16 protein-coding genes are annotated in these 24,503 nt (G+C 32.2%); 8 read left to right on the top strand and 8 right to left on the bottom strand.

Annotated elements, in window-relative coordinates:
* Positions 1-16 precede the first annotated feature (16 nt).
* The gene (locus EZS29_RS00855; RefSeq protein WP_130605608.1) at positions 17-571 is read left to right on the top strand and encodes a hypothetical protein; all 555 of its coding nucleotides are present in this window, start codon (positions 17-19) and stop codon (positions 569-571) included.
* A 165-nt stretch (positions 572-736) separates the two neighbouring features.
* On the opposite strand, the gene EZS29_RS00850 is transcribed toward EZS29_RS00855, so the two are convergent.
* The 3 genes from EZS29_RS00850 to EZS29_RS00840 all read right to left on the bottom strand — a co-directional run bounded on the left by EZS29_RS00850 (position 737) and on the right by EZS29_RS00840 (position 7,077).
* Positions 737-1,609 carry a phytanoyl-CoA dioxygenase family protein gene (locus EZS29_RS00850; RefSeq protein WP_172603697.1) on the bottom strand — a complete coding sequence of 291 codons (873 nt, stop codon included), beginning with the start codon at positions 1,607-1,609 and terminating at the stop codon, positions 737-739.
* 65 nt (positions 1,610-1,674) lie between these two features.
* On the bottom strand, positions 1,675-2,265 hold the full coding sequence (locus EZS29_RS00845) for a cupin domain-containing protein (RefSeq protein WP_130605604.1): 591 nt from the start codon (positions 2,263-2,265) through the stop codon (positions 1,675-1,677).
* Between the two features lie 180 nt (positions 2,266-2,445).
* Positions 2,446-7,077: a non-ribosomal peptide synthetase gene (locus EZS29_RS00840; protein WP_130605602.1), complete on the bottom strand. Its 4,632-nt coding sequence runs from the start codon at positions 7,075-7,077 to the stop codon at positions 2,446-2,448.
* Positions 7,078-7,416: 339 nt separating this feature from the next.
* On the opposite strand from EZS29_RS00840, the gene EZS29_RS00835 reads away from it, so the two are divergent.
* Positions 7,417-10,002 carry a non-ribosomal peptide synthetase gene (locus EZS29_RS00835; RefSeq protein ID WP_130605600.1) on the top strand — a complete coding sequence of 862 codons (2,586 nt, stop codon included), beginning with the start codon at positions 7,417-7,419 and terminating at the stop codon, positions 10,000-10,002.
* 75 nt (positions 10,003-10,077) lie between these two features.
* On the opposite strand, the gene EZS29_RS00830 is transcribed toward EZS29_RS00835, so the two are convergent.
* The 4 genes from EZS29_RS00830 to EZS29_RS00815 form a co-directional block, all read right to left on the bottom strand.
* Positions 10,078-11,628 carry a DHA2 family efflux MFS transporter permease subunit gene (locus EZS29_RS00830; protein ID WP_130605598.1) on the bottom strand — a complete coding sequence of 517 codons (1,551 nt, stop codon included), beginning with the start codon at positions 11,626-11,628 and terminating at the stop codon, positions 10,078-10,080.
* Between the two features lie 4 nt (positions 11,629-11,632).
* Positions 11,633-12,493: an HlyD family secretion protein gene (locus tag EZS29_RS00825; RefSeq protein WP_130605596.1), complete on the bottom strand. Its 861-nt coding sequence runs from the start codon at positions 12,491-12,493 to the stop codon at positions 11,633-11,635.
* Positions 12,494-12,624: 131 nt separating this feature from the next.
* Positions 12,625-13,437, bottom strand: coding sequence for a Cof-type HAD-IIB family hydrolase (locus EZS29_RS00820; RefSeq protein ID WP_130605594.1), 813 nt, complete (start codon positions 13,435-13,437; stop codon positions 12,625-12,627).
* Between the two features lie 77 nt (positions 13,438-13,514).
* Entirely contained in the window at positions 13,515-14,168 is a 654-nt protein-coding gene (locus tag EZS29_RS00815) for an NUDIX hydrolase (RefSeq protein WP_130605592.1), read from the bottom strand.
* A 225-nt stretch (positions 14,169-14,393) separates the two neighbouring features.
* Between EZS29_RS00815 and pepQ the strand changes: the two genes are divergently transcribed.
* Positions 14,394-15,716: a Xaa-Pro dipeptidase gene (gene pepQ, locus EZS29_RS00810; protein WP_172603696.1), complete on the top strand. Its 1,323-nt coding sequence runs from the start codon at positions 14,394-14,396 to the stop codon at positions 15,714-15,716.
* A gap of 50 nt (positions 15,717-15,766) precedes the next feature.
* On the opposite strand, the gene EZS29_RS16160 is transcribed toward pepQ, so the two are convergent.
* Positions 15,767-18,040, bottom strand: coding sequence for an NADP-dependent malic enzyme (locus tag EZS29_RS16160; RefSeq protein ID WP_130605588.1), 2,274 nt, complete (start codon positions 18,038-18,040; stop codon positions 15,767-15,769).
* 133 nt (positions 18,041-18,173) lie between these two features.
* Here EZS29_RS16160 and EZS29_RS00800 point away from each other — a divergent pair, with 133 nt between their 5' ends.
* The 5 genes from EZS29_RS00800 (at position 18,174) to EZS29_RS00780 (ending at position 24,489) form a co-directional block, all read left to right on the top strand.
* On the top strand, positions 18,174-18,527 hold the full coding sequence (locus tag EZS29_RS00800) for a response regulator (RefSeq protein ID WP_130605586.1): 354 nt from the start codon (positions 18,174-18,176) through the stop codon (positions 18,525-18,527).
* A 4-nt stretch (positions 18,528-18,531) separates the two neighbouring features.
* A complete protein-coding gene (locus EZS29_RS00795; RefSeq protein ID WP_130605584.1) occupies positions 18,532-18,852 on the top strand; it encodes a MerR family transcriptional regulator in 321 nt (106 codons plus the stop codon).
* A gap of 245 nt (positions 18,853-19,097) precedes the next feature.
* Entirely contained in the window at positions 19,098-20,447 is a 1,350-nt protein-coding gene (locus EZS29_RS00790; RefSeq protein WP_130605582.1) for a TolC family protein, read from the top strand.
* Between the two features lie 8 nt (positions 20,448-20,455).
* Positions 20,456-21,382, top strand: coding sequence for an efflux RND transporter periplasmic adaptor subunit (locus EZS29_RS00785; protein ID WP_130605580.1), 927 nt, complete (start codon positions 20,456-20,458; stop codon positions 21,380-21,382).
* 17 nt (positions 21,383-21,399) lie between these two features.
* Positions 21,400-24,489: an efflux RND transporter permease subunit gene (locus EZS29_RS00780; protein ID WP_130605578.1), complete on the top strand. Its 3,090-nt coding sequence runs from the start codon at positions 21,400-21,402 to the stop codon at positions 24,487-24,489.
* Positions 24,490-24,503 lie beyond the last annotated feature (14 nt).

Genomic DNA, 24,503 nt, shown 5'->3' with positions numbered 1-24,503 from the left:
CATCAGCGAGGGGAAAATGGAATCTCAAGTAGCAATTGACTCACATATTTCAAATATTATGCAAATTTTTTCTCAAAGAGTGACTTCCATATCTGAACAAGCAGTTATCAATATTGGAGATTATTTCCAAAAATTAAGTTCACTGACTGAAGAGCAAAAGGACATGCTCAATAAATTAACAAAAATTACGGTAGCTAAAATAGAAAATATTGCTATTCATGAAAGTTTACAAGAATCTGAATTACGCAGAACAATTATGGAAATGAAAGAAAAAAACAGTCACCTCATGGAAATTGTCGGTCCAATCATAATGCTATTGCAGTTTCAGGATCGTATGAGTCAAGAATTAAATGGTCTGTTAAATTCTTTAAAAAATATTATTGAATTTATTAAGACGAGCTCGGACTCAAACTTTCCCGTTCCAAAAAATGAATTCTGGGTTGAAACATCTAAAAATTTTACAAACTATGAGTCAAGAAATATATTTTTGAAAATAATATTTGGCGATGATTATGAGTTACAAGAAGTCTCTATCCCTACTGCAAAAACAGTAGATGATTTTTTCTTTTAATATTATATTAATGAAAATCTACTGGTTTCCTTGCGGCAAAAAAATGCTGCAAAAGAAGTTACTCTTTCAAACAATCAAGATGGTGTTGTGTATTTTTTGCGAAAATATTTTTCGTTAAATAATTAACAAATAAAGCGAGTCTATCAATATTGTTATTATTTGTTTTCAAATGTGATTGGATGATAGAGTGAGTTCACCAAAGCCACCTGGTCGTTGTAACCAGTTATCATGAGAGTAAGTATGTGTTTTAAAACCCTCAAAAAAATGTATCGCATACGCCTGTCTTGAAACGTTTGATTTATTTTCCTTGCTCTGATGAATAAGTTCTCCATTCATGAGAATAGCCGAACCTGTTTTAACCTCAAGTGGCACAAATAAATTATCATTTGAAGGCGGTGTATTAGCAAACTTTAGAAAACGTCTCCCGTCGGAAGCACTCGGTTCATTCATGACACGAGACAACAATCCGTTATGGTGAGAATTGGGGATAATCCACAGGCAACCATTTTCAATTGTAGCATTTTCCAAAGCTATCCAGAGAGCACAACATGATAGAGGCTCTGTGTAAACGACCGAGGAATCTTGATGAGGATGTACGGCCCCTTTGAGACCAGGCTGCTTAAAAAAGTATCTTGATTGTGCAATGAAAGGGGTTTTATATCCTAAAGCTTGCATCAATTGATTCATGCGTAAAGAGTGAGTGAACGATTGAAAAACGGGATCACAATCATGAAGTGCATGGCCAATTTTAATTGCTGTTTTCATTTTATCATAATGCATGAGGCCATTGCTCAGTATTGTGCTCGATTCAAAAAAAATACTCGCTTTATTCAAACTTTCACGAAAAAAATGAGCTGACACATGATTCATAGGCAAGTCTGCGTTCCATAGACAACCTGGCTCACTTGTTGGATCAAATGCTTCTACCAATGCAGCAGCATGCTCACGTAAGGCAGAGCATTCGTTTATAGAAGCAAAGTCAGGAATAATTATATAACCTTGCTCATGATATAAGAGTAAATCAGCTTGGCTTATCAAGGTATGCTTCCTTAAAAATTTAATATAGATATCTTCTTAAAAGTGAGATTTTTATTATGATTGGATTATTCTCCAATACAATGTTCTTTTTTATTAAAACGATAAAGTTTACCAGAAATATCGGCAGTAAGTTTTTTCTCAACAAAGGATCCGTCTGACATAATATCTATAAAGCCAAGGTCTTCATCGTAAACAAGAATATCTGGGTCATCAAATGCAATAAATGGATTATGGATAGATTCTACTACAAGGCCATTTTTTCCTGAATACCAAGTATGACGAATACCTCTTGGCATCCAGACTCTGTCGCCGATGGAAACAGGAATACTCTTAATTTGCTCTCCAAACGGTGCGATCAGAAAATATCCTGAACCTTCTAATACAGTTACAAGTCTATCAGTATAAAGGTGGGTATGAATTCTATTATCTTCCGCCATTTCTGGTGGAAATTTAATATGGAGTAATCCTACTTGACCAGGGACAGCAGCAATAAGTTTAGCTTTCATATATTTTTCATAATTTACCCATGGAGTTATTTCTGCAAGGGATTTTAAATAAGAACTATCTTCAGAAAAAGCAATTTGATTATGCTCTAAAAAAGAATTACTATTCCACTTTTCACGCGTCTGCGTTTCTAAACGTGAAAGATTAATCATTATTGCAGTCTCCTATTTAAAAGATGAACCTAAAAACATTTTTCTCAGATTAGGATCGTGTTTTACTTTTACAAACATCTCAGTCTTGAAGCAAAGGATAAATTGTGAAGGTAAAGATAATAGTATTTCATTTTCTTTACCTTCCATATACTCGATAATTAATTTTAATTCTGCAGATAATTACATTTTAGTCAATGTATCTGTCAAAAAAATGAAATCTTCTGAAATTTTTTTAATGGAAGAAAATTCGTAGAGATCTTTCGAAAATTCAATTTTAATATCTATTAATTTATTATAGTTATAAATGTCAAACGATAGGCCAAATTTAGAAGTTTTATTATCAATAAATTCAATTTCACTATGAACATCTTTTGCGATAAATTTTGCAAAATTATCATCAAAATTATGATAATTAACAATAATATCAACTAAAGTGTGACAAAATGTCATTCTTTGTAGATTCATTGAGCGACTTATAAGTTCTAATGGAGTAAAGCGATGGGTTGTTGCTTCAATAAGTGTTTTTTTAATTGAGTCTAAAAGACTGACAAATGAACACTCAGGTTGCAGCTGATTTCGTAATATGATGACATTTACAAACATACCTATTAAATGCTCATCAATTTGATGATCACGCGTTGACATGGCAGTCGCAAATGCTATGTCATTTTCGCCACTATAACGATGTAAAAGAAGATTCATAATAGCTAAAAAACCAACAAATAATGTACAGTCGTTTTGACTGCATATAGTTTTAAGCTTTAAAGTTATGTCTGAATCTAAGGAGAAATAATAACTGTCACCGGCTGAAGGATTTAAGTGAGTTTTAGTCTTTCGGAAAGGCAGACATATAGGTTTATAGTTTTTTAACTGCTGAGACCAGAAATCTAGATCTTTTGTCACTGTCGTGTTTTCAGAAGATCTTTGCCAATCTGCATAATCGACAAATTGACGTTGAAGTTTAGGAAGACTAATTTTTGCGCTATATAAAAATGAATTGTAAACAGAACTCAATTCTTTAATAAAAATATTTATTGAATAAGCGTCATGAATTATGTGATGATGATTTACAAATAAAATAAAATATTTTGGATCTATCTGAAATAGCTGCAATAAAATGGGCGGATTATTAGATAAATCAAAGGGAATTCTTGCACTTTCTAAAGATAGCTCTCTAAAAATCTCGAGGGAAACAAGCTTGGGTCTTAAAATAACACGTTGAGGTATTACATTTTGAGAAGCTATTATGTCCTTTTTAAAAATACTACGTAAAATCCATTGTCTATCAATAATATAATTAACTGCCTCTTCAAGAATAAAGGGATCAATTGATCCTTTTAAATGCAAGGCATAAGCTATATTATAGTTTATACTTTTTCCATTTTGCAAGAGATGAAGTACCCATAGTGCTTCCTGTGAAAAGCTAAGTGGCCCTGAAGTCGCTCCCGTTTTTATCTCTTCACACGCAGTTTGATTCCTTTTGCGGTGCTGAATGAGATTAAGCATACAATTAAAATTTGGATTTTCTAAAACTTCACGAACAGTGAGATGTATTTGTGCTTCCTGTTTTATATGTGCAATTAATCTCATAGCGAGTAAGGAGTGTCCTCCTAACTCAAAAAAATGACTCTTTGCACTTACTTCTTGGACGCCTAGCAAACTCTGCCAGATATCTTTCAAAACAACCTCTAACGAATTTACATCAATAAAATCTTTTTCAATATTCTTTATTTCCTGAAAATTTTCTTCTAGAGATAGAAAATCAATCAATTGAGATTTGTCAATTTTTCCTTGATTATTGAGCGGCCATTTTTTCAATATTTGTATATATTTTGGTTGCATATGTTCAGGAATTTTAAGCATTATATGTTTTTTAATTGATGCAGATATTACACTTTTTTCTCTTAACTCATGACTTTTAGTAATTACAAAGGCTGCTATAAAAGGAACTGTTCCCTTTTTGTGATTTATAACAAAACTGCTTTCTACTAAAGGGTGCTTATTGAGTAGATATTCTATTTCACTTAATTCAATTCTAATTCCATTTATTTTAACTTGTCTATCAGATCGACCAATAAATTCAAGTGTGTTCTCATTAATCCAACGTACCTTATCTCCTGTTTTATAAACAAGTTGAGTGATAGGTAGATCTTTATTTATAGAATTCAAATTATATATAAATGATTTTTCAGTGAGGTCTGGGCGTTTAAAATAACCTTGGCTAACGCCTAAACCTCCAATGTAAAGTTCGCCAATAGCACCGATAGGGAGAATACGATCATGATTATCAAGAACGAATAGCAATGAATTTTTAAAAGATTGGCCTATTATTTTTTCAGGGTTCTTATATGATTTATAATTATTTAATTCACAAGCTGTGACAGCAATTGTTGCTTCAGTGGGACCATAAGTATTAAGAATTCTAATATCGGAAGTACTAAATTGAAACCATTGATCTAAAATTGCGGGTGCGAGCGCCTCTCCACCAATCACAACGGTTTTTAGACTTTCAGGAAGTTTAAGTGAAAATAAAATCATATCTTGTACGATCTGTCCCCAAAATGTAGCGGGTAAATTGAGATTTGTTATTTTATACTGCTGACATATTTCAAAGAAATGCGAACTTGTACTTAATAATTTTTGATTGTATAAACAAATGCTCGCGCCAGAAATAAGCGATACGCAAATATCAGCTAAAGAAGCATCAAAATTAAATGGACAAAATTGCAAAATTTTATCGCCTTCTTTGATAGGAAACACTCTAGCTGCTGATTTTGCGAAATGAATCAGTGATGCATGTGTAATCATGGCACCTTTAGGCATTCCACTTGTACCGGACGTATAAATAATATACGCTAAGTCCTCCGCTGTTAAATTTGATTTATAAGGGTAAAGGGATTGTGAAGAGATATCTGCTGATTGATTTTCTAATGCTATAATTTTTAAAGAATGTATACATGAAAAATGTGAAATATTGCTAATAATATTTTCAGAATCACTGATGATAAGCTGTGCATTAATCTCATTAAGCATATGTTGAAATCTAGAGTCTGTCTCTTTTGGCGATAATGGAATGAAAATCATTTTCGCTTTCATAATTCCGAGTATAATTGGGATATAATTATTTGTTTTATTATGAATAATAACAATAACAGATTCACTACTTAATCCTAATTTTTCTAAGTTATAAGCAACGATATCAGATAAATGATCGAGTTGCTTATATGTCAAAGTTTCATTTTCACTCATCACTGCAACTTGACTGGGGTAGTTGATAACCTGATTCTTAAATAGCGAAATAACCGTTTCATTAATGTCTATATTTTCTGGTTTTCTTTTTGCTTGTAAAAGTAAATGTTCTTTTTGTTTTGGTGAAACAAGTGGTAGATTTTTTAAATGACAACTCGGATTATTTATTGCTAAATTAATATAATATGAAATATTTTCTAAAAACTCATCAACTCTGCATTTATCGTAAAATTTCGAATTGTAAATTATTTTTATCTTTAAAAATTTACATTCATCTTTATAAATATGTAATTGTAAGTCCTCTGGATGGATTTTTTCTGAAATAAAACTTTCAGAAAAAAAAATAAATATAGAATTGTCTTTTTTTCCTAAAGAATTGTTGGCAAAAATATCACTGGTCTTATCTTCTTCGGTAATATTATTTGTAACATCATTTAAATAAGACAAAATTAATTTTTTACAGACATTAGGATTGATATCAAAATTGAGGGTTATTGATTGATTTAATTGTTTTTCAGGTAGGATATTTTTTTCAACAGGCCGAAGAAAATCGATCAGTCCTGAGGAGATCTTTGCAAAAGTAGAATCTGCATAATTTTCATCATGCTCACTATTCTCATTTTTTGTAACTTTTTGCTCCTCTAAAAATCCGAATTTCAGAAATGCTTGAGATGTTTCTAGATGATCTAAGATTTTAGATTTTTTTAGAAGACTTAGAATGTTCTTAACAATAGGATTGTTTAAGTAGAAAGGAGACACTTCAAAACTCTGATGAGTATCGTTTAAAATTTCTTCGATAACATCATTTTCAATATTAAGATTCGATAAAACTCTTCTGTCATTAATCTTTTTAACATCACAGCTTAAATATTTGCAAATAAAATCTGGGAGGCATGCACCAATTGTCTTTTTTCTTTCTTCTGGAATATGAAGCCAAATTTTTGTCAATAAGTCTGTAAAAATGACGCAATGCCGACCCTCATCAATCAGATGATCAGCATTTATTTCATTAAAAAATATATTAACATCTGGGTCTTTAATTGTTGTCACGAGCTCTTTTGTTATGGAGTTTTCTGCAATGCATAAAGCAATAATTTCAAAGAATAGATGGCAATTTTCAGGTAGGACTTCAAGAATAAAATTAATTGAGCGTGTTAAACTTGATTCTGCAGTATAAACTATAGGCTTAATATTTGTAAGATTTGATACCTGTAGAATAAAATCATGCGCTATATATGCGTGATATGTTTCATCGACAATGACTGTCAGCAATTGGTGTACCATTTCATCAGATAAAGAAATTTGTGCTTTTTCATGTATTATTTTCTGAGTTATTTTGCAAACAACTTCAGTTTCATTAATTAATATATTCTGCATAAAAAAGTATGCTGATTGCACAAGAATGGAGTTTACCACTTCTTCACCCATCGCCGCAATAATTGGATGAATGCATAAAGGTTGTTCCGCAATTGGGAAAAAATATTTTGAGCTATCTTTGATGAGTATGCGTCTCGGTTTATTTTTAACGGTGGAGTTTCTTTCCCAGTTATTTACGAGTTGCATTTTATCTCCTTTAAATAAATCTTGTCATCAGGGTCATTTCTTGTGACGAATTGACTTAGAGTATGCTTAATATTCTAGAGTGTGGCTCAAAAGGACAGTGATTTTCTCAGAATAGAATAGCTAAAAAATTTTTGACAGTCAGTTTTTTTTGATAGAAGCTATAAAGAGATTTTAAAAAATTCTAAGCAAGGAGTATGAGATGGAAAGTCTTGCTCTTAATATGCGTGTTGAAGACCTCCTCTTAAAACTCTTTTTAGAGAAATTAAATCATTATGCTTGCTATGAAGAATTATAACAAAATTTTATAAATATTAAGTTATGATTTTGAAGGTTAAATAAATGACATTATCTTCTGTTAATTCAGTTTGGAAAAATAAAGATTTTAATTCAAATGCAACGATTTTAGAAATTTTGAATAAAGTATCTAAAAAAAACTCCTCTGACAGCCTTATTGAATTTAATGATCTCTTTTTGGAAGCGAACATATTTTGGAAAATAGTAAAGCAGAAATCTCTATCATTACAGAATATTTTCAAAAAGAAATTAAAACGTGAAATTTTTCCAGGAGAGTGCATTGGTTTGGCAAGTGGTATATCACTTGAAACATTAAGTGACCTGCTAGCTATTCTTTATGCTGGGGGAGCTTTTGTCCCATATGATCTTCAGTGTCCTAAAGAACGTATTGATTATATGCTAAACAATGCTTGTGTAAAAGTAATGTTGAATCAGGGAAGGGCTTACTTTGCAGAAAATAGTTCAGAATCTCATCTTTTATTTGAAGTAAATGAAAAAAGCTATTATAAATCGGAAACTAATTTAGAAAATATGTCACTTAAAGTTAACTGTGACCAACTTGCTTATATTATGTACACTTCGGGCACTTCAGGTCGTCCCAAAGGAGTTAAAATATCTCATAGAGCTTTGTGGCATTATTGTGCTTGGTTTCGATCATTAGATATCATCAAAGAATGTGATCGCTTCGATTTTTCCACCAATTTAACTTTTGATGCTTCAATAACAACGACTTTAGTAGCGCTTACTTATGGTAAGCCAATTTCTGTGTGTTCGGAGGATACCAAAGGTTCACCACGAGCATTTTTACAGTATCTCATTCAGAAACAAATTAGTTTTTGTAAATGCACTCCCTCATATTTTAAATTACTTGTGAATGAGTCTCAGTTTTCATTAATTAAAATTCCTCAAATAGTTAATTGGTTATTTACAGGTGAGGAAATGAGCGCTTTAGACTCGGCTACTTGGCTTGAACTGCACCCTCATCATGTTTTTTATAATTCATATGGGCCTACCGAAGCCACAGTAACATGTTCGAAATTTAGAATAGATCGTTACAATATTGATCAATACAAAAATAAAATTCCAATTGAAAAAAACAGCCGCGCGTGTGAATTTTATATAATAGATAGCAATATGAATCCTGTGCCTCATGGTGTGAAAGGAGAATTGTGTATAGAAGGAGCCATCCTTGCAGATGGCTATTTAATGAATTCAGAAGAAACAAATAAAAATTTTATTGTTGGGAAAAATAATATTCACTGTTACCTTACAGGCGATGAGGTTATATCAGAACCAGACGGTACAATTTACTATTTCGGTAGAATTGATAGCCAAGTTAAAATAAGAGGGATAAGAGTTGAGTTAGAAGAAATTAGAAAAGTAATTTGTTCTTTAGATAATATTTTAGATACAAGAGTAATTGTCCATGTAAGACAAAATATTCAACAAATTTTTGCTTTTCTTGTTGTAAATCAGTCTGTGAAAATTGAATCTGTTTTTTATAATAAAGTTAAGCTCGAACTTTTAAATAAAATACCTGATTCTTTCATTCCGAATCATTTTGTTATTCTGGATAAAATTCCCCTCACTCTTTCAGGAAAAACTGATTTTCAAGAACTGCATTTGTTTGCGGATAATTACTCGATTCAAGTAAATGAAAAGAATGCTACTAATCCACTTGAAATGTCGCTTTTAGAAATTTGGAGAGAATTTTTGCCACAGAATAAAATGGGTATTGACACAAGTTTTTTTGATATAGGTGGACATTCATTACTTGCTATGACTGTTACGGATAGAATTAATAGTTACTTAAATTCGTATTTACCGCCAAATATACTTTTTCAAAAACCGACAATACGTGAACTTGGACTCGCTATTTGTAATTCTCAAGCGCACTACAATCTCCATCATTTATGTCATAATGAAAATGCTCCCAAATTATTTTTAATTCATCCTGCTAGCGGTATGGCACATTTATATCAAGAGTTAACCACCTCTCTAAACGAACTTGATTTTTATGCCCTGAGTAATGATAGGTTTGCAGATACGGAAAATCCTTATTTAAGTATAGAAGAAATGGCTGCATCCTATATTAATATCATAAGAAAGCATTGCCCAAATGGGCCTTTTATCCTGGGTGGTTTTTGCATGGGTGGAGTGGTTGCTTTTGAAATGCTTAAGCAGCTTAAATCTCTTGATATTGAAAATTGTTCTCTTATTTTAATTGATAGTTTTAAATTAAAGAGCCTAGGAACTTCTCAAGAAAGAGATTTTTACAAAAAGACTCAATTGTGGATTAGAGGTCTTTCAGAAAATACTGAGTTAGGTCAAAAAATTATACGGGAAATTGAACACAATCAGAATTTAGTGGTAAATTATGTGCAGAATGATTTTACAAATCCATGCCTTTTTATTGAATGCAAAAATTTGCACTCAGAAGTGATGCATAAATCCTCTTCGCAAGAACTAAAGAATAATAATTATGGTTGGTTCTTACCCCCTGATAAGAGTTTTCTTGTGACAAAAAAAGTAATTGATACATTTCATCACACTCTTTTTAGTGATAAAATTTCTATTGAAAAAATGGGTAAATATATTTTACATTTTTGCTTTTCTTTTTTAAAGAATTAATGTGGGTCTCTTCTTACTTCTCTTTTTTAGATGAAAAGTAATTATATTAATTGGTTTTCATCTAAAATATTATTTTTAATGAGAATCTACTGGTTTCACTTTCTTTTTAATCTTAACAAGCATAAGCGGAATAAAAGATAAACTAAAAATAAACATCATAATAACGACAAGCTGCAAAAAACTCAAGGTAAATGCCTGTGTTTGCACCCTCTGATACAAGTTCTTCAAAGCAGCATTTGTATTTTCAGCCATACCTATACTAGAATTAAATTTAACTGCTAAATTATTTGCTGTTGAATTATAAACATCCTGAACATTCACATTTAGCAAAGATATTTTACTTATTAAATTTAAATAATTAATATCTATATTTCTTGATAATAAAGTATCTATGAGCGCAATCCCCATACTTCCACCAACTTGTCTAAATAAATTCATGAGACCAGCAACTTGACCTAGTTCATAACCAGAAAATTGACTCAATATTGAAGAATTTATTGGAATAAAAAGAAACGCCATCGCTATACCACGAATAAATAACATTCCCAATAATTCATTTTGCGAGGTAAATGGAGAAAAGTAAGTCATAGAATATAAACATAGTTCCACACATATTAAACCTATTACAATTAAAAATCTTGGATCAGATATTTTTTGAACACTTTTCCCGACAAATGGCATTAAAATAGCTGTCAATAGTGAACCTGGAATAAATAAAACCCCTATTTGTGTCGCCGTGTAATGAAAAATATTATTTAAAAAAACAGGAAGAACAAAGACAATCCCATATAAAAAGAATCCGAGACATGCCATAAGGAGAACGCCTCCCAGGACAATAGGATTGGTAAATAATTTTATATTGATAATGGGTTCTTTTACTTTTAATTCCCACCAAATAAATAAAAATATTGCAATAAAAGATACAATTGCACAAGTTGTAATTATTTTAGAAGAAAACCAATCATCCGCCTGACCTCTTTCCAATAAAAATTGCAAGCAACCAACACCTAAAATAAGCAGTATCAAACCATACATATCTAAGTTAGATTTTCTTGCACTTTCTGAATCTGTGCGATTTTGAATACAAGTCATACCAACAAATAAAGTTAATAAACCAATTGGCAAGTTGATATTAAAGATAGATCTCCAGCCATACTCATCAGTTAAATAACCTCCTAAAACAGGACCTAAGGTTGGCCCAATCATAACGCTCATACCAAAAATTGCGCCAGCCATTCCTGCTTTCTCTTTAGGAAATTGCTCAAAAATCAATGCTTGCGAAGTTGGTAAAAGAGCTCCACCTGCCAAACCTTGCAAGATCCTAAAGACAATTAAAGAGCTTAAATTAGGGGCTAATCCACATGCAGCAGAAGTGGTTGTAAAAACTATGATACAACCTAAATAATAATTTCTTCGACCAATTCTTTCACCCAGCCATGCAGAAGCAGGCAATACGATTGCATTTGCCACAGTATAACCCGTTACAATCATACTTGCGTCTTCTAGGGTAGCCCCTAAATTTCCCATAATTGTAGGAATTGCTACATTTACAATAGATGTGTCGATTATTTCTAGAAGAGATGCTAATACAGCAACGAAAACGATTAATCTTGAATTTAAAGTCATTTTATTAACCAGATGATTTTTTAATTTTTACTATTGCAGAAAGTCCAGATCTTAATAATTCAATATCTTTTTCACTTAATTTTTCCAATTTAATTCGAACAGGGACTCTTTGTACTACTTTTGTAAAATTCCCTGTCGCATTATCAGGTGGTAGTAAAGTAAATGTTGCGCCTGTTGCAGAACTAATTGAATAAACAGAACCATCGTATTTCTTACTCGAAATTGCATCTACTTCTATTTGAGCATTCGATCCAATACGAATGGATTCAATATCTGTTTCTTTAAAGTTTGCAGTGATCCAGCGTTCATCTGAATCCACAAATCCAATTAAAGGAACTCCTGGACTTGCAAATTGTCCCAACTCTACAGATGATTTTGCAATGATACCATTTATTGGAGCTGTTATTTTTGTAAATTCAAGAATTAGTTCTGCTTGTAAAACTTGGGTATATACACTATCAAATTGCGCTTTATTATCGGTATAATTTGCAAAACTTGAGTCATATTGTTGTTGAGTTGTTGCACCTGATTTATATAATTTTTCTGAACGTCTAAAATTCCTTTCAGAATCTCTAAGCTTTGCTTCAAGTGAAATTAAATTCGATTTTGCTTGCTTTAAAGTATTTTGATAATCCCTATCATCAATTTCAACTAAAATATCCCCTTTCTTTACTTTTTGTCCTTGAATGACATTCACTTTAGTGATGTAACCGCTGATTTTAGGCGCAAGTAAGACTGCATGGCCTTCCACCTGAGCATTATCCGTCGAAACATAAAAAACATTTTGCATTATAAAATATGAAATTATAACTAAACCGATTGAAGCTGCAATTGAAAAAAAAAGTTTCTTGGGAGATATATTCACTTTAAATCCTTTTTAATTATTAAAGTAAATAAAATTAAACTTCTCTAATAATAAAATAGTTAATTCAAAATGACTAGCATTATTCTTTCAAAAGCATGACAACATGCAATATTTACCAGATGAATATTATTTTAATCATTTAATGAAAAATATTTTCGCAAAAAATACGCAACACCATCTTGATCGTTGGAAAGAGTCACTTCTTTTGCGGCATTTTTTGCCGCAAAAGAAGCATTGTCCATTGCAACACCAAAGCCACAATTCTTAAGCATAGCTTCGTCATTATCACCATCACCTATGCAAATAAAATTATCTATTGATAAGTTATTAATTCTAGCAAATTCTAAAACTCCTGTGTACTTAGAAACACCGTATGCATTTATTTCCAGAGAATCTGGTTTTGATAACACAATACCAAGATGACTTAATTTCTCGGTTAAAAATTTGGAAAATTGTTTTAAAATAAGTGGTTCTGATACGATCATTATTTTTTCAGCACTCTTTACTTCATAAGCTTCTTCACCAATTATATTAGGTAAAAATCCTATTATTCTCGCTTCTTCTTGCGCTTTATGACTATTCAATGGGACAAGCCACTTAAATTCACTGTAAATATGCATGGTCAAATTTTCATTTGCATATTGCGCAGTATATTCTTTATAAATTTTAAAAATATGCTCTAAATCCACTTTTTCTATTGATTTCTTATAAAGAATTTTATGATCTCTCTGCGCTATAATAGCACCATTTCCTGCAATCATCATTTCATTTTTTAGACCAATACTTTGTGCAATAGTGAGCACTGATTGTATAGGTCTTGCACTGGCTAAAACAACTTTTATCCCAAAACTTTCCAACTCTACTAGAGTTTTTTTTGCTAAAAGTGAGACAGTGTGCGAAGAATTCAACAACGTTCCATCAAGATCTAAAGCCACAGCTTTCATTTATTCACCCAACTCAAATTTTTTACTTATAAAATGGAAATTATTATACTTCCATTTCTACAATTTATTATAAAATATTATAAAGATTGAATCAATAAATTTAATTTTTTAAACTGTCTAATTGTACTATATTCATTAGTATAGTTTTGAATTTCATGAATTGGTATCCATTGCAAATCTAATGATTCTTCAGAAATTAAAATATCATCTTCTTTTTCTGCTAAGATTAAATAACGTATATCATAATGAAGATGTGCCTGCTCTGCCAATCTTGCAGGTATTTCATGTATATCTAAATCAAAAGGAATAATATTTTCAAGATCATTCATATTGTATTTTTGAGGAAAAGCAAAATAGTTTAATAAGTGAAGGAGATTTGAGCCAGACTCCTCGTTTGCCTCCCGCAGAGAAACATTGTGCACCAAATGATCACCATCACAGTGTCCACCCAGTTGCAGCCACTTCTTTAGTTTTGCATGAAAAGTCATCAAAACTTTTGTAAAATCTTTGTTGACTACCATCGATGAACCAGTCACATGCCCGCATAAATTACTTCTTTGAAAACAATTTTCTTCACTCTTGATAAAATCAATCATCCGCGACAAAGAAATCAATTGTTCCTGTGTTTGTTCTTCATAACCCTTAAATATTCCAAGAATTGATTCATCTTTATAACGTTTTAATGCTCTCAAAATGATATCACGATTTCCGTATTTATTTATTTCACACATTTTTTACTTCCATTCTTATCTTAGAACAAACAACTTATAAAACAAGGACATATAGCACAAATGGCTTAACAATAAAAGCTTAAATCAAATTTTTAACAAAATTCGCTAGAAAAACCGTTTTCTTAGTAGCAAGAAAAAAGAAAAAATTGAAACCATTTCACTTTCTCTTAAAATTGATTAGATTATGCTATGGAAAAGGACTTCTCTAAAACAAAAGGAAATTCTATGAACAACCTGCCAGCTCTTTTTTCAGAACATATTAAACAAAGAATGAATAATGCTGCTGAGGCTCTTATTGCGCTCAACTACCGCTCCCTCATTTTAGGAGCAGGAGAACCTTTTACGTATTTTACTGACGATGCAAATGCAGTGTTCCGCCCTAACCCGCACTTTGCCCATTGGTGCCCTGCAAAAGGCGCTCACCACGTTATAAAATACGAACCTGGAAAAAAACCTCTTCTTGTTTATTATGCACCTGATGATTTTTGGCACTACCATGAACCTTTTATCAATCCTTTTTGGGCTCAAGAATTTGAAGTAATTGAAGTCAATTCCATTGATAAAATTTGGTCACAACTTGGCGATCTCAGTTTTTCTGTATTTATTGGCAATGAAACAAAATACGCAGCCGTCCATAATGTTCGAATCAATTGTGAGCTCATGACTTCGCGTTTAAATTGGTACAGAAGATATAAGTCTAATTATGAAATTTATTGTATTTCTGAAGCAAATAAACTTGCTGCTAAAGGACATATTGCAGCAAAAAACTCTTTCTTAGATGGAGCTTCTGAATATGAAATTCATATGACATATTTACAAGCTATGGATTGTGTAGATTCCGATCTCCCCTACACAGGAATTGTTGCACTCAATAAAAACGGAGCTATTTTACATTATCATAATCGTGAAATTACTAAAAATGGTAAAGTCCTTTTAATAGATTCTGGCGCATCATTTAATAATTACCCATCAGATATAACAAGAACATATACTCAAAATAAAGTGGTTAATGATTTTCAAGACCTCTTAATTCAATCTGAAAAAATGCAGCTTGAATTGTGTTCTCAAGTTAAGACTGGCTTATATTTTCCTGATTTACACACTCAATGCCATTTAAAAATTGCAGAAATTTTAGAAAACATTGGAGTGCTTAAAATAGCAGGCGATTATGAAACCGCTGTAAATGAAGGAATAACAAAAGTTTTTTTACCGCATGGCTTGGGACATATGCTTGGTATTCAAGTACATGATATAGGAGGAAAACAATTGGATGTACAAGGCAATCCAGCTCCTAAAAATTCAAAAAATATTTTTAGTTCTTTACGTTTTGTTGGTACACTTGAACAAAATATGGTTGTTACGATAGAACCAGGAATATATTTTATTCCAATCTTATTAAATAATTTTAGAAGTAACAGCTCTTATGCAGATAAAATAAATTGGAATTTAGTTGAAAGACTTATCCCTTTTGGGGGCATAAGAATTGAAGATAATGTTGTTGTTCAAGGTTATTCACAAAGAAATTTAACACGAGAATTTCTTCCATAAAAAAAGATCTCATTCATTGAGATCTTTTTTTAATTATTTTAATAACAAAATTACATTCCATTTTGCGCTCTATGCACAGTAAATGTGATTAAATTAACAATTTCTTCAATATCAGAATTTCTTGCTAAAACATTCACTGGTTTTTTAATACCAGTCAAAATTGGACCGATTGTCGTAGCTCCACCCAATTTTCCAAGCAATTTATATGCAACATTTCCTGAAGTGAGATCTGGGAAAATAAGTACATTTGCCGGACCTTTTAGGGTTGAGAAACCATACGAGCGCTCTAATAATTCAGAGGATAATGCAAAGTCAGCTTGCATTTCTCCATCAATTTCAATATCTGGGCGCATTTTTTTCACGATTTCAGTTGCTCTACAAACTTTTTCCGATTCAGGATGTTTTGTGCTTCCAAAATTACTAAAGCTGAGCATAGCAACTCTAGGGTGTTCATTTAAATATATTTTTGCAATATCATGCGTTTGAATTGCAATTTGGGCTAATTGCTCTGCACTTGGATTAATATTTACCGTTGCGTCTGCTAGGAAAATACTTCTTTCCTTCCAAAGCAGCATATAAATTCCAGCAAGAACTTTATCTGTTTGTACCCCAAATATTTGTAAAGCAGGTCTGAGGGCATCGCCGTAATTGTGGTGAACTCCAGAGCAAAAAGCGTCAGCATGCCCAGATTCAACCATCATCGCTGCATAATAATGGTGGTCACCAGAAATGAGCTCTTGAGCTCCCATCCTTGTCACACCTTTTCTTGCGCGCTTTTCAAGTAATACTGATGCATAGACATCGGTATTTTTATCCACAGCGGGATCAATGATAGTAACCTGATCAAGATTTTTTTCTAATTTTGCTTCTCGAATAAGTTCATGAATTTTATTCACATTGCCCAATAAAATGGGTTCACAAATCCCCTCACTTCGAACAATTTCTGCGGCTTTTAAAATTTTTGGACTTGTTCCTTCTGGCAAAACGACCCGCATTTTCTTACCATTTGCTCTATTGGCAATAACAACTCCACGCTTAATTTTCCGAGTTACGGATTGCAATACACCTAATCGTGATTCCAATTGGTCGACATAAACATCGAGATCAATTTTCTTACGTGCAACATTTGTTTCCATAGCTGCTTTCGCAACTGCGGGAGCAACTCTTAATAATAGACGAGGATCGAATGGTTTTGGTATAAGATATTCACGGCCAAAGCCAGATATACTTTCATAAGAACGTGTCACACTTTCAGGAATATCTTCTTTCGCAAGCCCTGCAATCGCATAGACGGCAGCCATTTTCATTTCTTCATTTATTCTTCTAGATAAAACGTCCATACATCCTCTAAATATATAAGGATATCCTAGAACGTTATTTACCTGATTCGGATAATCAGAGCGACCAGTTGCAATAATTGCATCGGAACGAACTGATTTTATATCTTTTGGACTGATTTCGGGATCTGGATTTGCCATAGCAAAAATAATTGGATTTTTGGCCATGCTCGCAACCATTTCTTTCGAAACAGCACCAGCAACACTCAGGCCACAAAAGACATCTGCACCATCAATAGCTTCTGCTAAAGTTCGTTTCTTAGTATCATTCGCAAACCGCTCTTTATATTTATTCATTCCTTCCGTGCGTCCTTTATAAACCACACCTTTGGAATCACAAAGAAAAAGATTTTCCTTTTTTAAACCAATATTAATATACATTTGTGCACATGCAATCGCAGCCGCTCCCGCACCATTTACGACACATATAGCATCAGAGATATTACGCCCTGTTATTTCACAAGCGTTAATCAACGCTGCTGCACTGACGATGGCCGTTCCGTGCTGATCGTCATGAAAAACAGGAATATCGAGTTCTTCACGCAATTGCTCTTCCACTTCAAAGCATTCGGGTGCTTTGATATCTTCAAGATTAATTCCACCAAAAGTAGGTTCAAGCATGCGGCACGCAGAAATGATTTCTTCAGGCGTTTTTGCGTTTAATTCAATATCGTAACAATCTATATCTGCAAATATTTTAAATAGTACGGCTTTTCCTTCCATAACAGGCTTACCTGCCATGGGACCGATCGCGCCTAAACCAAGAACAGCAGTCCCATTCGTCACAACTGCCACTAAATTTCCTTTTGCTGTGTACTCATAAACAAGAGAGGGATCCCTTGCTATTTCTTTACATGGTTCAGCGACTCCTGGAGAATATGCAAGAGTGATATCTTTTTGATTTTTACACTCCTTTGTAATTCCTGTTTCAATTTTGCCTTTGCGGCCTTTGCTATGATAATTAAGTGCATCTTCTCTCAAACCCATGTAAATTCCTTTCCTCTAAATGATGTCATGGGAACAACCTCAGTCTACGGTACCCTTTATATTTAAAGCATGCAATGTGCTATTCTATCAGTGAACTATGTGCAAAAACCGTAAAAAAAGGTAATAACTCATTATGAAAGTTCTAATTATTGACGATGATTCAGATTTACTTGAGATGGCCGCACGTAGAATGAAAAAAAAAGGCATTGATGTTTTGACAGCACTTAATCTGAAGGATGCCCTTGAGATTTTAAAAAAAACCAATGAAATAAGCGCAATAATATGCGATCTTTTTCTAGCAAATGGAGAAAATGGAATTGATTTCTATGAAAACTTATTAAATCAAACATTTAAAGAAAAATTTATCTTAACCACAGGCGATGATTCTGCCGACAACCGCATCGAAAAATTAAAAAAATCATATTCTAACTTTTCGTGCCTGCAAAAACCTTATTCAATCGACGAACTCCTTAAATATTTAGGATAACAATATGGCAAAAAAATTATCTGCAAGAATAAAAGAAATAAATGAGCCAGGCCATTGGCTCAAACTCAATGAAGCTGCTCAACTTTTACAAACATCAGAAATAACACTGAGAAGAAAACTGAAGTCAGGTAAAATAAGATCTCAATTTCGCGATGGTAAATACTATATTTTTATAAAAGATGATTTATATAAAGAAAAAAAAGAAGATATAATTCAATTTGAAAGCTATTTAAAAGAGAAAGAAATTGAATTAAGAGAGCTTAAAAAACAAATTATTGACCAAAAGATTCTGATAGAAATATTAGAAAAAAAATTAAATTTATAATTAATTATTTTTCTTGACAAACTATTTTATGTTTGTTAGACAAATTCAATATTGAAAATGAATATTTTAAAAAAATTAATTACTTTAAATATTCAACCAAAAAATAATTGCAAATATAAGATAACCCAGCTGTTTAATTTTTATGCACTTTGATTGAAAATAAACTGCGCATAACGTAATTTTACATTCGTTAGTGAGGGATATTTCTTAATGGACAATATAGCAAGGAGAGCTCACCGATAATTATGCAAGTTATTAAATATATTTTTTTAGTTATTTTTTTATTATTTATAAAAAATTCTAGCCTTTCGCAAACACAAATAAATAATGAAATACAAACTTTTATAACTCTTGAACAAGCTATGGATTTAGCTGAAAATAACTCCTTTAATGTAAAAACAGCCGCTCAAGATTTAAACTATTATGACCATTCTGAAACACTATCCTATTTTAACATTGGCCCGAGTATAGGCATCTCTGGAGATCTTACTTTTGCAGAAGATCAAAGGGAAAACTATAATTCCAATATTCCTTCACAGAGCGAAAGCGTTGCTCTAGAGGTGAATCAACCATTAACAGGGCTTATAACAGAACTGCCTAACCTAATGGCAAAAAAGAGCCTTCGAAAGGCTGCAAATTTTGACCTCTTTGCAGAGAGAATTAAAGCCCGAGAAAAGGCTGCAGAATACTTTTTAAATGTCCAACAAGCTTATAGAAATATTGATATTAAAAAAACTGAGTTAACAAGTATAGCTGATCAACTAAAAGAGACAAAAATTCTCTTTGAAAGTGGTGATGAAAACAAAACAAAAATTGATCTCTTACAGTTTCAAGCAAAATATATTGAAAGCGAAATAAAGCTCAGTCAAGCAGAAAATGAATTACAAAATAAAATAAGTGAACTAAAAACTTTTTTAAATATTAATAGCAATCTTAAGCTTTCCTATGAAAATAAATCTTATTTTGAATTAAGAAATAAACCAATTGAGAAACTTGAAAATATTATCAAAAAAGGAAAAACTAATAGAAATGAAATAAAAAGCCTTGAGAACAAAATCAGTGCTGAAAAATATAACTTATTACATTCTTCATCCAATTATTTACCCAAAATAAATGCTTTTGCAAGAAATAGCTATGAAAAGTCAACTCAAACTGCAAGCCCAAACGATCCAAATTATACTTATTATCCTCAAACAAAGTTCACATATGGATTGAGCTTGAAATGGAATATTTGGGACGGAGGCATCATAGCTGATAATCAAATGTCAATATTAAATAAAAAAAGAAAGCTTATTCTTGATAAAGAGCAATCAGAACTCGCAATAAGTCAAGAAATTATTTTAGCCTATAATAACTTTAAGAACTTTAACGAAAATTTAATAAAATCCAAAGAAGCTGTTCAAATTTCAGAAGAAGCATTAAAGTTGTCTCTTTTAAAATACCAGACAGGTGATTTATCTGCCTCAGAACTTATATTAGTGCAAAATAGTTTAACTAATTCAAAAATAAATTTAGCTGAAATGAGAAATAATCTTGATATTTCATGGCTTAAGTTACAAGCTTCATTAGGTGATATACCTAAAATAACTCAATAAGGTGCTCTATGTATCAGAGAAAAATTAAAATTTTAAGCCCAATAATTATAATGAGTGTGTTTTGCCTTTTATCATGTAAAAAACAGAGCACAGAGAAAATTTCATTACCTGCAACAAGCTCGGCACCTGCTCAAGAAAAAATCTCTCCACCAGCCCAAGAATCTGCTAAACAAAGTGATATTCTGCAGGATATAAAAGCAAATATCATTGATACCTCTCTGGACTCAAGCAATGTGCCAAGAATCCCGGCTTCTATAAAGGCCGAAAATCAAAGTTCGATAGGATTTTTAACTTCGGGCACAATCAGCAATATTTATGTAAAAGCAGGCGAAGAAGTGAAGCAAGGCCAATTGCTTGCTTCACTAGCCGAAAAGCAAGCATCAATAGACGTTCGCTCTGCGCAAATTGAAGTTGAAAATAAGAAATTATTACTTGAACAACAAGAAAAGAAATTAACCCGTATTACTCAGCAGCAGAAAAATGGAATTATCAATACGACGACTTTAGAAAATGAAAAAATAAATACCAAAACCGCAATTCTAAATTTAAAAAATGCACAAGTAACTTTAGAAAGTAAAGAATTTATTCTTAAAGCAAATAAACTTTATGCCCCTTATTCAGGAGTTATTTCTAAGATATTAAAAAATGTTGGAGACTATCTTTCTGAAGGTACCCCTGCATTACAAATAACACAAATGAAAAATCTTAGTTTATATACCCAAATGCCGATAACATACTTTAATCAAATAAAGCTTGGAATGAAATTTGATGTGATCAATCCCATTTCCGGCGAAAAAGGGACCGCAATAATAAAAAGAATTGTTCCAGTTATCGACCAATCAACAAGAACCTTTGATGTCTATGCGGATGTAAAAAATTATTCTGGAACACTTGTGCCAGGTACTTTTTTAGAAATCAATCTTAAATCTAATTAATATTAAGAGAAATTTAAATGCTACTCTCAAAAGTCTCTATCAAAAGACCATATTTTGCATCTATTTTGAATCTATTAATCATTATATTTGGTCTAATGTCATATCCAAAACTTGGTATAGAAGACCAACCCAACATTGAATTGCCGTTGATCACTGTGAGTGTTGCCTATTCGGGCTCTAATCCCTCAACATCTGAGGAACTCCTGTTAAAACCTATGGAAAAAAGTTTTAGAAGTATTACTGGTCTTAAAAATATGAACGGTTCGGCTTACCAAAATGGTGCTAATGTATCTCTTGAATTTGAACTCGATGTAAAAGCAGATAGAGCCATTGAAGATGTGAGAAATAAAGTCAGCCAAATATATTTTCCTAAAGATGCTGACACTCCGATCGTTGAAAAATATGAAATGAATGGCGATAGCATTCTGGGTTTAACCCTATCTTCGACAAAACTTTCTAAAAGAGAACTGTCAAATTATGCCATTTTTGAACTGAAACCCTTAATACAACAAATAAAAGGTGTAGGTGAAATAGATGTGATCGGTTCTCAAGAAAGAGAAGTACATATAGAATTAAATTCCGCTCTCATAAATTCAATGCAATTATCACCCATAAAGATTAAAAATCAAATTGCAAGCCAAATTGTTACCTTACCAGCTGGACTTCTGCGCACTCCAACAAGTGTCACAGGTATGTCTACCCAAAATATTCCAACAACTATTGATAGCATAGCAAAAATACCTCTAGAATTAAATCCTGAAAACATCATTCGTGTAGAAGATATTGCTGAAGTTAAAGATAGTGTTGTCGAGGCAAGGTCCTACGGAGAATTCAATGGTAAACAATCTATTTTTATTTATATTGGTAAAAAACCACAATCCAATATGGTTGAAGTCTCAAATAATATCCGTGAGCTAATTAAGAAAATAAATACCTCCCAAGGAGAAAATCTCAATCTTTCCGTCATTTTTGATGATTCAACTTGGATTTCTTCATCGATTGAATCGGTTAAATTTGATCTTTTACTTGGCGCCATACTTGCTGTATTCGTTGTCTTTATCTTTCTTCACGACTGGCGAAATACTGTTATTTGTGCTGTGTCCATACCGACATCAATTATAGGAACATTTATAGTAGCAAATGCTTTAAACTTTACTTTAAATAATTTAACAATGTTAGCACTTACGCTATCGATTGGAATATTGGTAGATGACTCAATTGTCGTTATCGAAAATATTCATCGACATCGAACTCTCGGAAAAAATATTTTCACTGCTGCGTATGACGGCACAGCTGAAATAGGTTTAGCAGCAATTGCTGTTACTTTAGCAATTGTTGCCGTTTTTATTCCTGTTGCTTTTATGGAAGGTGTTATTGGTAAATTCTTCTTTGAATTTGGTATCACAGTCGCTACATCTGTAATTATATCACTTTTTGTTGCTTTTACCTTAGTGCCCATGATGAGCAGTCGATTATTAAAAGATGACAATCACCTAAACTCACAAAAAAATAAATATGCTTTGTTCTTTGATAATAAATTTACTGAATTTCAAAAAAAATATCAGAATACATTACGCTTTTTATTGAGATATAAGAAATCTACACTATCAGGCGCCCTTGTCATTCTTATCTTAAGCGTCGTGCTGTTAAAATTTGTACCAATGACTCTCAATATTGATGAAGATAATGGTAAAACGAGAATATCTTTTACTCTTGCTAAGGACACACCATTAGCAGTTTCCACCAAAAGGGCTCAAGAAATTGAAAAATATATTCTTTCCTATCCAGGGGTTGAAAGCGTCTTAATGCGAGTGGGTGGAGGGCAGTTAGGTGTTGCAAGCGACATAAATTATAATATTACACTAATAGATCCCAAAAAAAGAAATTTTACCACAGCTCAATTCAAACAAAACATATCTGAAAATTTAAAACACTTTATTCAAAATCCTGAAGAAAAAGTAGGTTTTGGCACTCGTGATTATCCTTTGCAAATCAGTATCCTCTCTAGTAACCCTCAATCTCTCGAACAATACTCTCAGAAATTGATTGAATTTATCAATACTCTTCCAGATGTAAAAGATGCTTCAAGCAATGCTGATGATTCTACTTATGAATATAAAATTATTCCAAATCGAGTCAAAGCAGCAAGTTTAGGAGTTACATCACAAGATATCGCAAATACAATAAGATATTTATATGCTGGTGAAAAAGTCGGAGATTTTTTTGCTGATGGACGCTTTTATGACATAAAAATTATGCTACCAAATAATAACAATCAGACTCTTAATTCCCTAGCAGGAGTTTTTATACCAACACGCAATGAAAACTCTGTGCTTCTTTCAACCATTGCAACAATCGAAAAAGTTAAAGTTGAATCTGTAATTCGCCATCTGAATGGAGAAAAAGAAATAACAATTAAAGCAAAATACTTTGGTAAAGATTTAGCAGGTGTGACTGCACAAATTAATGATTATATGAAAAAGACAATGCCTTTTGAGATTAAAAACAAATTAGGTGGCGACACAGAATTTTTGAATGAGAGTATTAAAATAATTTCTTCAACACTCTTATTAGCAGTCCTTTTTATTTTTATGGTTCTTTGCGCACAATTCGAAAATTTTATGGGGCCGTTTTCAATCATGCTCAGTGTCCCTCTTGCATTTTCAGGATCATTTTTAGCATTAATTATAACTCGACAACCCATGTCCATTAATGCTATTATTGGAATCATAATGCTTATGGGACTTGTGACAAAAAATGCAATTTTATTGATAGAATTTGCTCAACAAAAAACCAAAGAAGGTATGGCAGTAAATGAGGGACTGCTTGAATCAGCTTATGTCCGTTTTAGACCTATTTTAATGACAACATTGACAATGGTTGCCGGTATGATTCCACTCATTTTAAGCACGGGACCCGGGCATGAAAGTAGAGCAAATATGGGTATTACTGTCGTCGGAGGGCTCATCTCATCTGCTATTTTAACGTTGCTCATTGTGCCTTGTTTTTATAGTTTTATAGACGAAAGTAAGATGAAATTGAAAAATATTTTGCAAAGAAAAAAGCAGCACACACATACACTAAAGGAAAGCAATACGATTGACTGATTGAGACTAAATTT

The sequence above is a fragment of the Fluviispira sanaruensis genome (genome assembly GCF_004295685.1).
Taxonomy (GTDB): Bacteria; Bdellovibrionota_B; Oligoflexia; order Silvanigrellales; family Silvanigrellaceae; genus Silvanigrella; species Silvanigrella sanaruensis.
The sequence above is the reverse complement of the archived record's forward strand: the minus strand, read 5'-3'. Positions and strand labels throughout refer to the sequence as shown.

Coding starts and splice junctions, on each gene's coding strand:
- EZS29_RS00835 (WP_130605600.1), top strand. CDS start 7,417: ATGACATTATCTTCTGTTAATTCAGTTTGGAAAAATAAAGATTTTAAT.
- EZS29_RS00840 (WP_130605602.1), bottom strand. CDS start 7,077: ATGCAACTCGTAAATAACTGGGAAAGAAACTCCACCGTTAAAAATAAA.
- EZS29_RS00800 (WP_130605586.1), top strand. CDS start 18,174: ATGAAAGTTCTAATTATTGACGATGATTCAGATTTACTTGAGATGGCC.
- EZS29_RS00780 (WP_130605578.1), top strand. CDS start 21,400: ATGCTACTCTCAAAAGTCTCTATCAAAAGACCATATTTTGCATCTATT.
- EZS29_RS00815 (WP_130605592.1), bottom strand. CDS start 14,168: ATGTGTGAAATAAATAAATACGGAAATCGTGATATCATTTTGAGAGCA.
- EZS29_RS00790 (WP_130605582.1), top strand. CDS start 19,098: ATGCAAGTTATTAAATATATTTTTTTAGTTATTTTTTTATTATTTATA.
- EZS29_RS00785 (WP_130605580.1), top strand. CDS start 20,456: ATGTATCAGAGAAAAATTAAAATTTTAAGCCCAATAATTATAATGAGT.
- EZS29_RS16160 (WP_130605588.1), bottom strand. CDS start 18,040: ATGGGTTTGAGAGAAGATGCACTTAATTATCATAGCAAAGGCCGCAAA.
- EZS29_RS00830 (WP_130605598.1), bottom strand. CDS start 11,628: ATGACTTTAAATTCAAGATTAATCGTTTTCGTTGCTGTATTAGCATCT.
- EZS29_RS00795 (WP_130605584.1), top strand. CDS start 18,532: ATGGCAAAAAAATTATCTGCAAGAATAAAAGAAATAAATGAGCCAGGC.
- EZS29_RS00855 (WP_130605608.1), top strand. CDS start 17: ATGGAATCTCAAGTAGCAATTGACTCACATATTTCAAATATTATGCAA.
- EZS29_RS00820 (WP_130605594.1), bottom strand. CDS start 13,437: ATGAAAGCTGTGGCTTTAGATCTTGATGGAACGTTGTTGAATTCTTCG.
- pepQ (WP_172603696.1), top strand. CDS start 14,394: ATGAACAACCTGCCAGCTCTTTTTTCAGAACATATTAAACAAAGAATG.
- EZS29_RS00845 (WP_130605604.1), bottom strand. CDS start 2,265: ATGATTAATCTTTCACGTTTAGAAACGCAGACGCGTGAAAAGTGGAAT.